Consider the following 16,373-nt stretch of genomic DNA (forward strand, 5'->3'; position numbering starts at 1 on the left):
TTGCCAGCCAATCATCACGGCAGCCTCGTCATTCTGGGCGACCGCGGCGTTCTGATTACCGGTGATCCGGGCTCCGGCAAGACGAGGCTCGCGCTGGGGCTGCTCACCCACGCTGCCGCCGTGGGGCGCTTTGCACGTCTGGTTTCGGACGATCAAGTTTTCCTGAAAGCCGCCAACGGGCGCCTGATCGGGGAGGCCCCCTCCGGTATTGAGGGTCTCGCGGAAGCGCGCGGTTTCGGGCCCGCGGCCATCCCGTATGAAAGGCGGGCGGTGGTCGATCTCTTGGTGCGGCTGGTGCCGACGGAGGTCGCACCCCGCTTCCGCGAGGATGAGACGGTGAATCTGGAGGGGGTGGAACTGCCCTGCCTGCGCCTTGCGGAACGGGATACCGAAAGCGCCCTCTTTGCCGTTGCCGCATGGCTTGCATTTCCGCCTTTTGAAGGCGCGTCCTAAGCGGAATCGTGAAAATCGACCTGGTGATGGCAGTTTTGGGGCTTGCCAACCGGTCCCCCGTTGACAAGATAGCGCTCCTGATTAATTCGGCTGCCGGGTGGTCGGGAATGAATGGCGGGCATTCGTTTCTCGCACCGCCGGGCCGTTGAACTGGAGAGTTCCTTGACAGTCTCCAAGTATGAAAGCGGAAGCCTGCGGCCAGCGCCCTTCGGTGCCGCACCGGCACGCTGCCGCGGGGTCTTGCGATGATCGGAATCGTCCTTGTCACGCACGGGCGGCTTGCGGAGGAGTTCCGCCACGCTGTGGAACATGTCGTAGGTCCGCAGAGTCAGCTTGAGACGGTGTCCATCGGTGCTGAGGACGACATGGAGCAGCGCCGCCTCGACATTGTCGAGGCTGTCGCCCGCGCCGACAGTGGCTCCGGCGTCATCATCCTGACGGACATGTTCGGCGGAACGCCCTCCAATCTCGCCATTTCGGTCATGAACCCGGGGCGGGTGGAGGTGATCGCGGGTATGAATCTGCCCATGCTCATCAAGCTGTCCAGCGTGCGCGCCGAGGACGACATGGCCCTTGCCCTCACCGAGGCGCAGACGGCGGGCCGCAAATACATCAATGTAGCCAGCCAGGTGCTCAACGACAAATGAGCGCCGCATCCTCGAAATCCGCCGGCGAGGACACGATTGTCCGGGAGTTCCAGATCGTAAACCAGCGCGGCCTGCATGCCCGCGCATCGGCGAAGTTCGTGCAGCTCGTTTGCAGCTATGACGCGCACGTGACGGTCGAACGGGACGGCATCTCCGTTGGGGGCGGTTCGATCATGGGCCTCATGATGCTGGCGGCGAGCCCCGGCTGCTCCATCCGCGTAACCGCGCGCGGTCCCGAAGCGAAAGAGGTTATGGCCGCGCTCGAGGTGCTGATTTCCGGGCGTTTCGGCGAGGAATGCTAAGCCGGCGGATCGCCGCCTACCTCGTATATACGGATAAGGATTTCTTTATATCATTGTCGGATCAGCTGCCATCTGATAGGCAGGAGCCAAGAACGCGCCTGTTTCCGGTGCCCGGTCCAAAACTATTGGGAGCTTCAGTCCAGCCATGGCCGCCGATGATTTCGTCGTAGCCGACATGTCCCTTGCCGCGTGGGGCCGCAAGGAGATCGAGATCGCCGAAACCGAGATGCCCGGCCTAATGGCCTGCCGCGAGGAGTTCGGCGAAAAGAAGCCTCTCAAGGGAGCGCGCATCTCCGGCTCCTTGCACATGACCATCCAGACGGCTGTGCTCATCGAGACGCTGAAGACGCTCGGAGCGGAGGTCCGCTGGGCGTCCTGCAACATCTTCTCCACCCAGGACCACGCCGCCGCGGCGATCGCCGAGACGGGCACCCCGGTTTTCGCCGTCAAGGGCGAGACGCTGGAGGAATACTGGTCCTACACCGACCGCATCTTCCAGTGGCCGGATGGCGAGCCCTCCAACATGATCCTCGACGACGGGGGCGACGCCACCATGTATATCCTGCTTGGCGCGCGCGCCGAGGCGGGCGAGGACGTGCTGTCCGATCCCGGCAGCGAGGAGGAGGAGATTCTTTTCGCCCAGATCAGAAAGCGGATGGCAGAGACGCCCGGCTTTTTCACGCGCCAGCGCGCGGCCATTCGCGGCGTGACCGAGGAGACGACCACTGGCGTCAACCGGCTTTACCAGCTTCAGAAGAAGGGTCTTCTGCCCTTCCCAGCCATCAATGTGAACGACTCTGTCACCAAGTCAAAATTCGACAACAAGTACGGCTGCAAGGAATCCCTCGTGGACGGCATTCGCCGCGCCACGGATGTGATGATGGCCGGCAAGGTGGCCGTGGTCTGCGGCTATGGCGATGTAGGCAAAGGATCGGCTCAGTCGCTCGCGGGCGCCGGAGCCCGGGTGAAGGTCACGGAAGCCGATCCGATCTGCGCCCTGCAGGCAGCCATGGACGGGTTCGAGGTCGTCACGCTGGACGAGGCCGCGCCCACCGCCGACATCGTGATCACCGCCACGGGCAACCGGGACGTGGTCACGCTCGATCACATGCGCAAGATGAAGGATATGGCCATCCTGGGGAACATCGGCCATTTCGACAATGAGATTCAGGTTTCGGCCCTGCGCAACTTCAAATGGACTAACATCAAGCCCCAGGTGGACATGATCCACTTCCCTGACGGAAAGCGCATCATCCTTCTGTCGGAGGGCAGGCTGCTCAATCTCGGCAATGCCACGGGCCACCCGAGCTTCGTAATGTCCGCGTCATTTACCAATCAGGTGCTGGCACAGATGGAGTTGTGGACCCGGGGCGCGCAGTACGAGAACAGGGTCTATGTGCTGCCCAAGCACCTGGACGAGAAGGTGGCGCGGCTGCATCTAGGCAAGCTCGGCGCCAAGCTGACGGAGCTTTCGCCCGAACAGGCCGCCTATATCGGCGTCAGCCCGGAAGGCCCCTTCAAGCCCGACCACTACCGCTACTAGCTTTCATCATTGCGCATTCAGAAGGTTGTCTCCCGGTGCCGGACATCGGCACCGGGACACTTTTGCCGCCGCTTTCATCTTCACGTCGATTCACTCAAGGGTTACAGTGCGCTGATTCGAGGGGCACCGTCGACCGGCGGTGCGGATCGGGCGGTCTTGATATCGTGCGGCGGAGAGGAACAAGGCATGCCGGGGCACGACCCGCTTTGCGGCGAGGCTGCGGGGCAGCGGCCCCATAGGAATGAAAATGGCCGGGGGGCGGCCCGTTTTGCTGTGTTGCTGCCAGTCCTTGCCTGTTCATGGCTTGCGGCAAGGATTGCCGCGGCTGCCGAAACGAATGGTGCGGCGGCCGCGACGGAGACCATTTCCTTCAAGACGATCGAAGTCATCCAGCTTTCCATTTTCGCCGGCGTCATGGGCGCGGCGCTGCTTTCGGCCATCTGGCTCATCCGCGAACGCGGCCGTACTGCGGCGCAGAACGAGGAGCTGAAAGCCCGCGTCGCGGAGCTTTCGGGCGCGCTGTCGCGCACCGAGGCGCTGCTCAACCTGAAAGACCAACGCCTCCTCGTGTGGTCCGGAAGCGGCCGGCCCGCCCTGCTTGGCGAATTGCCGGATGACAGCGGCGCTCCGCGGGAGCGCAGCACATTCCTTGCCTTCGGCCGCTGGCTGATGCCCAAATCCGCCGCGGCGCTCGACAAGGCGGCGGCGGCGCTGCGCGACACGGGCGCTGGCTTCGACCTGGTGGTGGAAACGCAGAAGGGCATTCTGCTTGAAGTGCAGGGCCGCAAGTCTGCGCTTCATTCGGTGATCCGTTTCGTTTCGCTGACGGCGGCGCAGACCGAGCACGCTCGGCTGAAGCTGGAGCACGAGCGGATTGTTGCCGACTATCAGGGCATCCTTGGCCTCATCAACGCGCTCGACATGCCGTTCTGGCTGCGCGACGAACGGGGCCAGCTGAAATGGGTCAACGCGGCCTACGCGCGCGCGGTGGAGGCTGAAAGCGCCGAGGCCGCCACACGCGAAAGCCGCGAGTTCCTGCCGACGGCTGCCCGCGCCGCGCTGCAGCGGCATCATCTCAACGAGCCGGTCTTCCGCGATGCCTTTTCCACGGTCGTGGAGGGTGACCGCCGTGTCTTCGCCATTACCAACTACGCGGAGGCAAACCGCAGCGCCGGCATTGCCGTCGACAGGAGTGAGATCGAGGCGCTGCGGCGGGAATATGAAAGTACACTGCGCAGCCACTCCGATACGCTGGACCAGCTCACCACGGCCGTCGCCATCTTCGACGCCGACCAGAAGCTCAAATTCTACAATCAGGCCTTTCAGAAGCTCTGGGGCCTCGATCCCGCCTTCCTGGAGAGCGGGCCAGAGAACGCGCTTCTTCTCGATCGCCTGCGCAGCGAGAACAAGCTTGCCGAGCAGCCGGAATGGCGCCGCTGGAAGGAGCAGCTCCTTTCCGCCTACCGCTCGGTCGAGGCGCAGGAGCACTGGTGGCACCTGCCCGACGGGCGCACGATCCGTGTCGTCGCAAGCCCGCAGGCCAAGGGCGGCGTGACCTGGGTTTTCGAGAATCTGACCGAGAAGATCGATCTCGAAAGCCGCTACAACGCCATCGTGCGCGTTCAGAGCGAAACGCTCGACAATCTGGCCGAAGGCGTGGCCGTCTTCGGCCCGGATGGCCGGCTGCGACTGTCGAACCCTGCTTTCCGGACGCTCTGGAACATCCCTGAAAAGCTGATCGGAAATGGCGATACGCATATTTCCGAGCTCAAGGCCGTTTGCGATGCAGTGGCGAAGGACAGCACCTGGGGCGATTTCGTCGCTGCGGTAACGGGCTTTGACGACGAGCGGCGCGACCGGCACGGCCGTACGGAGCTCGTTGACGGCAAGATTCTCAACTACGCCGTCGTCAACCTGCCCAACGGGCAGGTGATGCTGACCTTCGTGGATGTAACCGACAGCGTGAATGTCGAGCGTGCGCTGAAGGAGCGGAACGAGGCGCTGGAGAAGGCGGACAAGCTGAAGAACGATTTCGTTCAGCACGTTTCCTACGAGCTGCGCTCGCCGCTCACCAACATCATCGGCTTCACCGAACTGCTAGCTCTGGAAACGACCGGACCTCTGACGCAGCGCCAACGCGAATATGTCGATCATATCGGCTCGTCTTCATCACTGCTTCTGACGGTCGTGAACGATATCCTGGACCTTGCTACGGTGGACGCCGGGATCATGGAGCTGGAAATCGGCGAGGTGCAGGTCCGCCCGATCATCAACGCCGCCGCCCAGCTGGTTGCCGACAGGCTGCGCGAGCATCAGATCACCCTCAGCATCGAGACGGACGAGGCGCCGGAAAGCTTCCACGCGGACGAAAACCGCGTGCGCCAGATTCTCTACAATCTCTTGAGCAACGCGGCGAACTACGCTCCAGAAGGCGGCCGGATCACGCTTTCGGCCAGGCTCAATGGCGAGGCGGTGGAGTTCCGCGTTCATGACAACGGCCCGGGAATTGCGCCTGACGTGCTCGCCTCGGTGTTCAAGCGCTTCGAGCCGCGAAGCCAGGGCGGGCGCCGGCGCGGGGCGGGCCTCGGCCTTTCCATCGTCAAGAGCTTCGTCGAGCTGCACGGCGGCACGGTGGAGATCGACACCGGGCCGGACAAGGGCACCGCCGTGGTCTGCCGGTTTCCGCTTGAGCCCCGGGCTGTGCGTGCCGCGGCGGAGTAGGATGGACCGCACCTTCAAGCGCATCCTGCCGGATGAAGGCGCCACCGAGCGGCTCGGCAACGACATCGCCGCTGCCCTGCGGCCCGGCGACGCCGTGCTGCTTCATGGCGATCTCGGCGCTGGCAAGACGAGCCTCGCCCGCGCCGTCATTCGCTCGCTCGCTGGCGACCGCGCGCTGGAAGTGCCGAGCCCGACCTTCACTCTGGTGCAGAACTATGCGCTGCGTTTTCCGGTCCAGCATGTGGATCTCTACCGCCTGGCCGATCCGGGCGAAGTGGAGGAACTGGCGCTCGACGAGGCGCTGGAAGAAAGTGTGATCCTGGTCGAATGGCCGGAGAGGGCGCCGGGCACCTTTGCCGACGCGATCGAGGTCCGCCTTTCGGAAAAGGACGATGGGCGGGAGGCTGAAATCACGGCCCAAGAGGAGGCCGCCGCACGGCTGGAGCGCGCGTTCCGAATCCGCGCTTTTCTCGAGACGGCGGGGCAGGGGGATGCCTGGCGCGTTCATCTCGTCGGCGATGCCTCCGCCCGGACCTACGAAACCATTCATCCTTCGGCGGGGACGCCGCTTGTGCTGATGAATGCGCCGGAACGGCGTGATGAGCCTGTGATCCGTCACGGGCTGCCCTATAGCCGCATTGCCCGCCTTTCGCGCTCCGTTTCCGCCTTCGTGGCGGTGGCAAACGCGCTGCGCCGGGCAGGCATCTCTGCCCCGGAGATCTATGCGCAGGACCTCGACCAGGGACTCCTGCTTCTGGAGCATCTCGGCACCGGCTCGTTCCTCGGGTCAGGCGGCGAGCCGGTTGCGGAGCGCTACGAGGCGGCGGCACGGCTTCTTGCCTACCTACACGAACTCGAGTGGCCGAGAAGCCTCCCTGTACCCGGCGAGCAGGACCATGTGGTCCCAGACTACGACCACGCCGCCATGGCGATCGAAACGGAACTCCTGCTCGACTGGTATCTGCCCTATGTGAAGGGTCGCGATGCCACGGCAGAGGAGCGCCGCGAATTCTCCGGGCTCTGGGATGAGCTGTTCAGGCGGCTCGACAAAGCCGAGAAAAGCCTGGTGCTGCGCGACTACCATTCGCCCAACATCATCTGGCGCGAAGACCGACAGGGTCTCGACCGGCTGGGTGTCATCGACATCCAGGACGCCGTGTGCGGCCCCGCGGCTTATGACGTGGCCTCGCTCGCGCTTGACGGGCGCGCGACCATTTCCCCACAGCTGGAGCGCACCATCCTGGATGCCTACTGCGCGGCCCGCACCGCGCCAGGCTTCGACAGGGTCGCGTTCGAGGAGGCCTATGCGATCACCGCGGCGCAGCGCAACACCAAGCTGCTCGGGATCTTCGTGCGGCTCGACCGGCGCGATGGCAAGCCGGCCTATCTGGCTCACCTGCCGCGCATAAGGGGTTATCTGACTCGCCTGTTTGGCCATCCAGCGCTCGAAGATCTTGCCGCCTTCTACCAGCGGCACGGTGTCCTCGACGGAGAAATCGAGTGAGCGGTAGGATCGGGCAAAGGGCAATGGTGCTTGCCGCCGGGCTTGGCCTGCGCATGCGCCCGCTCACCGAAAGAATGCCGAAGCCGCTAGTTCCAGTATGCGGCAGGCCGCTGATCGACTGGGGGCTCGATGCGCTGCAGCGCGCGGGCGTGGCCGAGGCGGTCGTCAACGTGCATCACCTTCCCGATATGCTGATCGCGCATCTTACCGCGCGCTCCTCCCCGCGCATCATCATATCGGACGAGCGTGACCGGCTGCTGGATTCCGGCGGGGCGCTGGTGAAGGCCTTGCCGCATCTCGGAACGGAGGCGCCATTCTTTGTCCTCAACGCCGATACGTTGTGGATCGACCGAAATGAATCCAATCTTTGCCACCTTCGCCTTGCATGGGATGAGGCAGCGATGGATATTCTCCTGCTGCTGGCCGATCCCGCAGCAGCGACGGGGCATACGGGGAAGATGGATTTCATCATGGGTCCGGGCGGTAGGCTGAGGCGTGCCGGCTCCAGCCGGGAAGGCTTCATTTATGCCGGGGCGGCGCTCTTCCACCCCGGTCTTCTGGAAGGGGCGGCGGCTGAACCGCATTCGCTGAACCTGTATTTCGACCGCGCGATCGCTGCCGGCCGCCTCTACGGGCTGCCACTGGAAGGCCACTGGATCACCGTTGGCACGCCCGACGCCATTGCGCCCGCGGAGGCCGAACTGCGGCGGCTTGGCGCGGCCCCGTGACAGGACTCCCTGCCATGCCGCGCGTTTATTCCATCCCGCCCGGCGTCCAGTTTCTTCCCACACTTGCCGATGCGCTGCTGTCCGGCGCACTCGTCCCTGGCTACCGTTACGAGGGGGATCCCCTCTCCCTCGCCGACGTCACCATCTATCTGCCCACGCGCCGCGCCGCGCGCGAGCTGCGCAGCGTTTTCGTGGAGCGGCTGGACGGAAATTCGGCCATCCTGCCGGTGATTCGCCCGCTCGGTGAATTCTCGGTCGAGCTTGCCGACCTGGAGGCCGAGGGAGGCGCGGCTGCCTTGAATCACGCTCCGCCCATCCGCAAGCTGGACCGCATCCTGCTTCTGGGGCCCCTGGTGCATGCGTGGAAGTCGCGTGTGCCCGCGCACGTTGCCGCGCTGTTCGAGGAAGGGGTGGTGGTGCCCGCTACCATCAGCGACAGCCTGTGGCTGGCGCGGGACCTTGCCGCGCTGATGGATGAGATCGAGACCGAGGAGGCCGACTGGGGCCGACTCGCCGGGCTCGTGCCGGACGAGCTTGCTGGCTGGTGGCAGGTCACGCTCGAGTTTCTTACCATTGTCACCGAGGCTTGGCCAAAGATCCTCGCCGAGCTGGGCCGCTCCAACCCCGCCGCACACCGCAACGCGATGCTCGCCCTCGAGGCGGAGAAGCTAAGGCGCAATCCCCCGCGCGGGCCGGTGATTGCCGCCGGCTCGACGGGCTCCATTCCGGCGACGGCCCGCCTGCTTTCAGCCATTGCGCGGCTAGAGAAGGGCGCGGTGGTCCTGCCGGGCCTCGACCGGGAGCTGGACGAGGAATCGTGGGAGGCGATGGGCAGCAGCAGCGAGCCTTCGAGCTTTGGCCATCCCCAGTATGGCCTCAAGAAGTTGATCGCTGCCATGGGCATTGCGCGCGCCGATGTGAAGGAAATCGGCACGCTTCCAGCCCGGCTTGCCGCTCGCCGGCGGCTCGTCAGCGAAGCGCTGCGCCCGGCTGAGACGACCGACCACTGGGCGGCCGTGCGCGGCCAAATGGAGGAAGCGCTGCGGGCAGGCGCGCTGGCCGAGATCAGCCTGATCGAGGCCGCCAACGAGCGCGAGGAAGCAGCGGCCATTGCGGTCGCTCTGCGCCATGCCATCGCGAAGGATGGTCGCACTGCCGCGCTGGTGACGCCCGACCGTGCGCTGGCACGCCGGGTGGCGGCGGAGCTGAGGCGCTTCGGAATCCGCGCCGACGACTCGGGCGGCAGCCCGCTGGGCGACAGCGTGCCGGCGACGCTCATGCGCCTGATGCTAGAGGCAGTGTGTCGGCCCCAGGAGCCGGTGGCCATCGTGGGACTTCTCAAGCATCCGCTGCTACGCCTCGGCCTGCCGCGGGAAAGGGCGCGCCGCGCTGCCGAAGTGGTGGAACTCGTGGCCCTGCGCGGCGGCACCGGGCGGCCCGATGCGGCAAGCCTTGGCACCCTGTTCGACGCGCGCCTTGAGGCACGGGGCCGCGACCCGCGCAAGCCCTTCTGGTTCAACCGCATCGGGGATGATGACGTTGCGGCCGCGCGCGCACTTCTAGCTGCGCTGGAAAGCGCCCTGAGGCCGCTTGCGGCCTTCCGCGATGCGAGGGCCATCACCTTGCGCCGCCTCGTGGCAGCATCGGTGGAGGCGTTCGAGGCGCTGGGACGGGCGGAGAATGGCACGCTCACGGATCTCTACCGCGGCGAGGCGGGAGACGCCTTCGCGGGCTTTCTCCGCGAGCTGGTGGAGACGCGTTCGGATCTCGCCGTCACGCTCCAGGAGTGGCGGGATGTCTTTGCGGCACTGATCGCGGGGGAGATCGTCAAGCCTGTTCCGGGAGGCGATCCTCGCGTTTCCATCTGGGGCACGCTGGAGGCGCGGCTTCAGAGCGTGGACACGCTGATCCTCGGTGGCCTCAACGAGGGCACGTGGCCGGAGACTCCGGCTTCCGACCGCTTCATGTCGCGGCTGATGAAGGGCGAGCTGGACCTCGCCCCGCCGGAACGGCGCATCGGCCTTGCCGCCCACGATTTCATGATGGCGCTGGGCACGTCCGAGGTGGTCCTTTCCCGGGCCACAAGGGCGAACGGTGCACCTGCGGTTGCCTCGCGTTGGCTGCAGCGGCTTGCCGCCTGCGCGGGCGAGGAGGAGACGGCGCGGATGCGCGACCGCGGGCAGCGCTTCATCGTCTGGACTCATGCGCTGGAGGCGCGGCCGGATGTTCCCTTTGCGCCGAGGCCCTGTCCACGGCCGCCGCTGGAGGCGCGGCCGAAACGCTTCTCGGTCACCGAGATCGAGACGCTGCGCCGCGACCCCTATGCCATCTATGCGCGGCGGATTCTGGCGCTTCACCCGCTTGAACCGCTAATCCGCGACCCCGGCGCGGCGGAGCGCGGAACGCTGTTCCACGACATTCTGCAGGCCTTCATCCATTCCGGGGCGGACCCGACGGCGCCGGATGCGCTTGAGCGGTTTCTTGACTGCGGCCGCAAGATCTTCGCAGAGGCGCGGCTTCCGGCCGATGTGGAGGCTGTCTGGTGGCCGCGCTTCGAGCATACGGCTCGCGGTGTCATTGAATGGGAGCGGCAGAGGGCCCATGACATCGTATCGCGGTATGCGGAAATCCGCGCCACCCCCATGCCTGTCGGCGCCACGGGCAAGACGCTTTCCGGTCGCGCCGACCGCGTGGATATCCGCACCGACGGAACGGCCGACGTGATCGACTACAAGACCGGTTCCGGTCCCTCCAAGAGGCAGGCGCATGTGCTGCTTGCCCCGCAGCTTGCACTGGAGGCAGCGCTGCTGGCCCGCGGCGCCTTCAGCGAGCTTGGCGCGCGCCAGCCGGGCGAGCTTTGCTATGTGCGGCTGCGGCCCAATGGCGCGGTGGAGCCCGAGTCGATCCTGAGACTCAGGACACCGAAATCGGAAAAGTCGGCCATGGCCCTGGCGGAGGAGGCCTGGGAGAGAACCGAGCGCCTGCTTGCCTGGTACGACAATCCTGAGACCGGCTATCTCTCCCGTGCCCTGCCCTTCAAGGAGGGGGACACGGACGGTGATTATGATCATCTAGCCCGGGTGCTGGAATGGTCCGCCGGGGGTGATTCCGACGGCGGGGAGGGAGAATGAAGAGGATTCTCCGCATACCTGCTGATACGCTCGAGAAGCAGGCGCTTGCCTCCGACCCGGCGCTTTCGGCCTGGGTGGCGGCCAATGCCGGTTCGGGCAAGACGCATGTGCTGGCAAGCCGCGTCATCCGCCTCCTGCTCAAGGGCACCGACCCAGCGCGGATTCTCTGTCTCACCTACACGCGCGCGGCCGCAGCCAACATGGCCAACCGCGTGTTCGGCACGCTGGCTCGCTGGAGCCTTCTTTCCGACCAGGCACTTGCCGAGGAGGTGGCGAAACTCGAGGGCCGGCTGCCCGGCCCGGAGAAGCTGAAGCGCGCCCGCCAGCTCTTCGCCAGGGCCCTGGAGACGCCGGGCGGCCTCAAGATCCAGACCATCCATGCCTTCTGCGAGGCTATCCTCCACCAGTTCCCGCTCGAAGCCAACATCGCCGGCCATTTCGAGCTGCTCGATACGGAAATGGAGGAGGCGCTCTTCGCAGAGGCCAGGCGCGACCTTCTGACCAGCATCGCCGCCGCCCGCGACGGGCCCCTTGCGGAAGCTTTTGCCGAGGTGCTGGAGCGGGGCGGAGAAAGCGGGTTGCAGGACCTTCTCGGCGAAATCGTCGCCCGGCGCGACAGCCTGCGTGAATTCATCGACGAGGTGGCCGATACCCCGACACCCTTTCCGGCGCTTCTGGCCGAGTTCGGATTCGCGGAAGGGGAGACGGCGGAGAGCCTTGCTGAGGCCGCATGGCCTGTACCCAGCCTTGGGGAGGCGGAGTTTTCCGCCCTCCGCGAGGCAGCGGTGGAGGTGGATGCGCGCTCGGTGCTCAACAATATCCTCCCAACCGTCTCCGAGGCCTTCGAGGAACGGGATCCGGTACGGCGTCTTCAGCTGATGCAGGAAGGGCTGCACAAGACCAGCGGCGAGCCCTATGCGGAATCCGCGTTCAAGGCCAGCCTGCGCCAGCGCCTGCCCGGCATCTACGAGCGCTATCTGCAGGCGGCGCATCATGTCGCCCGCGTCTGCGAGCGGCTAGCGCTGTTCCGCATGCTGCAGGCGACCTCGGCGGCGCTCGTTATCGCCGACGCCGTCATTGAACGCTACGAGAAGCTGAAGCGCGCCCGCGGCTTTCTCGATTTCAACGACCTCATCACCCGCACCATCCGACTGCTGGCCCGTGCGGATGTGGGCCCTTGGGTGCAGTATAAGCTCGACCGCGGCATCGAGCATGTTCTGATCGACGAGGCGCAGGACACCAGCCCCGAGCAGTGGGAGATCGTACGGCGGCTCACCGAGGAATTCTTCGCCGGCAAGGGGTCGCGCGAGAATGCCGATCGCACGATCTTCGCGGTGGGCGACGAGAAGCAGTCCATTTACTCGTTCCAAGGGGCCGAACCCGCAGCCTTCGCCGAAAGCGGGGAGGAATTCGCCCGCCGCGCGCGCCAGGCAGGCGGGCGTTTCGAGAAGGTGCGGCTGCTCCGCTCCTTCCGCTCGACGGACGACGTTCTGCGGGCCGTGGACCTTGTCTTCGCGCGCGAAGACGTGCGCCGCGGGCTCACGCGTTATGACGAGCCCATCGAGCACATGGCCATCCGCGAGAACGCGCCGGGCTATGTGGAGGTCTGGTCTCCGCTAAGCCCGCTGACGGTGGAGGAGCCGGACGACTGGACGCAGGCCATCGACCATGCCTCCGCGCCCGCGGCACGGATGGCGGAGGTGATCGCGGGCAAGATCGACGGCTGGCTGAAGTCGGGCGAGATGCTGGAGGGGCAGGGGCGGCGCCTCACCCCCGGCGACATTCTGATCCTCGTGAGAAAACGCGACCGCTTCGTCCACGCCCTGTCGCGCAGCCTGAAGAACAGGGGCATCGCCGTCGCTGGCGCGGACCGGCTGCGGCTCACCACCCACATCGCCGTGCAGGATCTCGTCGCCCTCGGCCGTTTTCTCCTCCAGCCGCAAGATGATCTGTCGCTCGCAGCGGTGCTGAAGAGCCCGCTCTTCGGCCTCGACGAGGACGAGCTCATCCGCCTTGCCTGGCCGCGGGCCGAGGGAGTCTCGCTCTTTTCAGCACTGAAGCAGAAGGCAAGAGGCGACAGCAAACTCACGCAGGTGGTGGAAACGCTTGCCGACTGGCAGAGTGAGGCTGCCTTCCGGCCGGTGTTCGAGTTCTACGCGGGCGTGCTGGCCGGCTCGCCGGGGCGGGAAGGCGGCCGCAGCCTGTTCGTCGCGCGTCTCGGCCAGGAGGCCAACGACGTGCTCGACGAGTTCCTGAATTTCTGCCTCACGGCGGAAAGGACAGGGCTCGTCGGCATGGAATCGGTGCTTTCGGCACTGGAGGGCGCCGCGCCGGAGATCAAGCGCGAGATGGATACCTCGCGCGATGAGATCCGCATCATGACCGTTCACGCGGCAAAGGGGCTGGAGGCGCCGGTCGTCTTCCTTGTGGATCCCGGCAGCGCCCCGGTGAGCCACACCCACCTGCCGGGACTCATGCCCTTCCCGATGAAGAAGGAACGCAAGGCACCGCTTACCGGGTTCCTATGGCGCAAGGGCAAGGATCTTTCCAATTCCGTCGCGCGCGCCTTCGAGGACGAGGTTCGCCGCAAGGCGGAAGAGGAGTACCGGCGGCTGCTCTATGTGGGCATGACGCGGGCAGAGGATCGGCTGATCGTCTGCGGCTATCGCGGCAAGCAGGCCACGCCTTCCACGTGGATCGAGACGGTGCGCAGCGCGTTCGCGGGCGTGACCGGCGTCGAGGAGCTTGACGATCCGTCCGATTGCGCCCCCGTGTTGCGCTTCCGGGTGACGCCGCCCGGCGCTGTTCCGACGGTGAAGCTGGAAGAGCCCACGCCGGAAATCCCGCCACTGCCGCCGGAGCTTGCACGCCCCGTCGCGCCGCTGCCGGCACTGCCGCGCCCGCTTCAGCCGTCCGGCGCCTCGGCACTGATCGAAAACGGCCATGAGGCTGTCGCCTCGCCGCGCTCGCCAGTTCTGGAACCGGCAGGGCCTAGCTTCGCTCTCGAACGCGGCAACGCCGTGCACCGGCTGCTCCAGCTTCTGCCCGAACTGCCTCCGGAGGAGCGGGAGGGCGCGGCGCGCCGGTTCCTAGCGCGCGTAGGGGTTGCCTGGCCGAAGGGGGAAACGGAGCGGGCCTGCCGTTCCGTGCTGTCGATCCTGGAGGATACGCGCTTTGCGCTCCTTTTTGCTCCCTCGTCACGCGCGGAAGTCTCCGTGATGGGACAGCTTGAGATCGGCGGGGTGCCGCGCGCCGTCTCCGGCAAGGTGGACCGCCTCGCCGTGACGGAGGATGCCGTGTTCATCGTCGACTATAAGACCAACCGCCCGGCGCCCGAGCGGCTGGAGGAGGTGCCGGAGGCCTATGTGGCGCAGCTTGCCCTTTATGCGGAGCTCTTGAGGCCCCTTTATCCCGGGCGGCGCGTCGAGGCGGCGCTGCTTTTCACCGAGGCTCCCAACCTCATCCCGTTACCCGGGGAAGCCATGGCGGCCGCCCTTGCCCGACTCACGAGAGCGTGACAAAAGAAACGCTTGAAGCGCGAGCCGCCGGCTCCCACATGCGCGAACGAGACATTGCAGATAAGGAGAGGCTTATGGCCACCGTCACTGTGAACAAGGACAGTTTCCAGTCGGACGTGCTCGAGGCGAGCGAGCCGGTCGTCGTCGATTTCTGGGCGGAGTGGTGTGGCCCCTGCAAGATGATCGCGCCAGCGCTCGAGGAGATTTCGGCCGAGCTTCAGGGCAAGATCAAGGTCGCGAAGCTGAACATCGATGAAAATCCCGAGGTGGCGGCTCAATACGGTGTCCGCTCCATCCCGACGCTGATCATGTTCAAGAATGGCGAGGTTGCCGATATCAAGGTGGGTGCCGCGCCGAAGACGGCGCTTTCAGCCTGGATTGGGAGCGCCGTGGCCTGAGCCTTCCGCAAGCTGGTTTTTTGAAGGCCCGGCAATCGCCGGGCCTTCTTCATGTAGGGGAAGATTTACTCTGGAGGTGTTCCGTTTTCCCTGAGCACCTCGCCGGCAAGATAGAGCGAGCCGCCGATGAGGATGCGGGGGGGCACCTCTCCGTCCCATGTCTCGGCCAGAAGCTTGAGCGCATTGGCGACAGAGGCAACCGGCTCGGCCGACAGTCCCGCGTCCATGGCGCGAGCGGCGAGTTCGCCATTTGGAACGCCCGCGTCGCTTTCATTAACGGGTACGGTATAGACGTGCCGGACCATTCCCTCGAAGGCGTGGAAGTAGCCGACCTGGTCCTTGGTGTTGATCATGCCGGTGATGAGGATCAGGGGACGCGGCCGCTTCTCCTCGGCCTCGGCCAACGCCTCGGCAATCACGCTGCCCGCGCCGGGATTGTGCCCGCCGTCCAGCCAGATTTCCGCGCCCTGCGGTGCAAGCTCCACGAGCGGGCCGCTGGTGAGTCTCTGCATGCGGGCCGGCCATGAGACGTTCAGCATGGCTGCTTCCGCCGCCTTTTCGGTGATTGGAAAGCCCGCCGCCTTAACGGCTGCGATCGCTGCGGCGGCGTTTGCAATCTGATGGCGGCCGGCAAGCCGCGGGAGCGGCAGGTCGAGAAGCCGTTCCCCGTCCTGATAGACCATCCGGCCGTGTTCCTCGACCGCCAGAAAATCCTGGCCGAAAACGCTGAGCGGCGAGCCGAGGCGTTCCGCCGTATCGATGAGCACATCGCGCGCGGCGTCCCACTCCTGCTGCCCCACCACCACCGGCGCGCCGGGCTTGATGATGCCCGCCTTCTCCGCGGCGATGAGCTCCACGCGGTCCCCGAGATAGGCCTCGTGGTCGAGCGCGATCGGCATGATGACGCTGACGGCGGGCTTTGTGATGACGTTCGTCGCGTCATATCGGCCGCCGAGCCCGACCTCGACCACCGCTGCATCTGCCGGGTGCTCGGAGAAAAGGAGGAACATCACCGCCGTAAGAATCTCGAAGACGGTGATCGGCTCGCCGCGGTTTGCAGCCGCAACGCGCTCGACCGCCCCTGCCAGCACCGCATCCTCCACCAACCGCCCGCCACCGGGCGCGCCCATGCGGTATCGTTCATGCCAGCGGACGAGATGAGGCGAGGTGTGGACGTGCACGGTACGGCCGGACGCCTCCAACAGCGCGCGGGCAAAGGCCGCGGCGGAGCCCTTGCCGTTCGTACCGGCGATGTGGATGACCGGCGGCAGGCGGCGGTGCGGCTCGCCCAATGCCGCAAGCAGCCGGCCGATGCGCCCGAGCGAGAGGTCGAAACCCTTGGGGTGGAGCGACATCAGCCGCTCTATGGCGCGCTCGGCGGCAGTGGCGGTCATAGACGATTCCGGAAAGGCTTGTGGCGCGTGCTTT

11 protein-coding genes are annotated in these 16,373 nt (G+C 65.9%); 10 read left to right on the top strand and 1 reads right to left on the bottom strand.

All coding sequences use genetic code 11. From position 1 onward, the window contains the following. The 10 genes from NYR54_RS02480 (at position 1) to trxA (ending at position 14,945) form a co-directional block, all read left to right on the top strand. Positions 1-453, top strand: coding sequence for an HPr kinase/phosphorylase (locus tag NYR54_RS02480; RefSeq protein ID WP_261513859.1), 453 nt, complete (start codon positions 1-3; stop codon positions 451-453). 245 nt (positions 454-698) lie between these two features. Continuing rightward, positions 699-1,100, top strand: a complete 402-nt coding sequence (locus NYR54_RS02485) for a PTS sugar transporter subunit IIA (protein WP_261513861.1) — start codon at positions 699-701, stop codon at positions 1,098-1,100. Next, a complete protein-coding gene (locus NYR54_RS02490; protein ID WP_261513862.1) occupies positions 1,097-1,402 on the top strand; it encodes an HPr family phosphocarrier protein in 306 nt (101 codons plus the stop codon). Before NYR54_RS02485 ends, NYR54_RS02490 begins: the two co-directional genes overlap by 4 nt. Before the next feature lie 145 nt (positions 1,403-1,547). Continuing rightward, positions 1,548-2,945: an adenosylhomocysteinase gene (gene ahcY / locus NYR54_RS02495; protein ID WP_261513864.1), complete on the top strand. Its 1,398-nt coding sequence runs from the start codon at positions 1,548-1,550 to the stop codon at positions 2,943-2,945. A gap of 186 nt (positions 2,946-3,131) precedes the next feature. Beyond that, complete coding sequence (locus NYR54_RS02500) at positions 3,132-5,666, top strand: sensor histidine kinase (protein WP_261513865.1); 2,535 nt, start codon at positions 3,132-3,134, stop codon at positions 5,664-5,666. 1 nt (position 5,667) lies between these two features. Continuing rightward, positions 5,668-7,170, top strand: a complete 1,503-nt coding sequence (tsaE, locus tag NYR54_RS02505) for a tRNA (adenosine(37)-N6)-threonylcarbamoyltransferase complex ATPase subunit type 1 TsaE (protein ID WP_261513866.1) — start codon at positions 5,668-5,670, stop codon at positions 7,168-7,170. Between the two features lie 23 nt (positions 7,171-7,193). Beyond that, a complete protein-coding gene (locus tag NYR54_RS02510) occupies positions 7,194-7,898 on the top strand; it encodes a nucleotidyltransferase family protein (protein ID WP_261514069.1) in 705 nt (234 codons plus the stop codon). Positions 7,899-7,912: 14 nt separating this feature from the next. Next, a complete protein-coding gene (gene addB, locus NYR54_RS02515) occupies positions 7,913-11,029 on the top strand; it encodes a double-strand break repair protein AddB (RefSeq protein WP_261513867.1) in 3,117 nt (1,038 codons plus the stop codon). Continuing rightward, the gene (addA, locus tag NYR54_RS02520; protein ID WP_261513868.1) at positions 11,026-14,547 is read left to right on the top strand and encodes a double-strand break repair helicase AddA; all 3,522 of its coding nucleotides are present in this window, start codon (positions 11,026-11,028) and stop codon (positions 14,545-14,547) included. The genes addB and addA overlap by 4 nt, the downstream gene beginning before the upstream one ends. A gap of 38 nt (positions 14,548-14,585) precedes the next feature. After that, complete coding sequence (gene trxA / locus NYR54_RS02525; RefSeq protein ID WP_261513869.1) at positions 14,586-14,945, top strand: thioredoxin TrxA; 360 nt, start codon at positions 14,586-14,588, stop codon at positions 14,943-14,945. Between the two features lie 65 nt (positions 14,946-15,010). On the opposite strand, the gene NYR54_RS02530 is transcribed toward trxA, so the two are convergent. Then, complete coding sequence (locus NYR54_RS02530; RefSeq protein ID WP_261513871.1) at positions 15,011-16,339, bottom strand: bifunctional folylpolyglutamate synthase/dihydrofolate synthase; 1,329 nt, start codon at positions 16,337-16,339, stop codon at positions 15,011-15,013. Positions 16,340-16,373 lie beyond the last annotated feature (34 nt).

The organism is Chelativorans petroleitrophicus (assembly GCF_025398195.1).
GTDB lineage: Bacteria > Pseudomonadota > Alphaproteobacteria > Rhizobiales > Rhizobiaceae > Chelativorans > Chelativorans petroleitrophicus.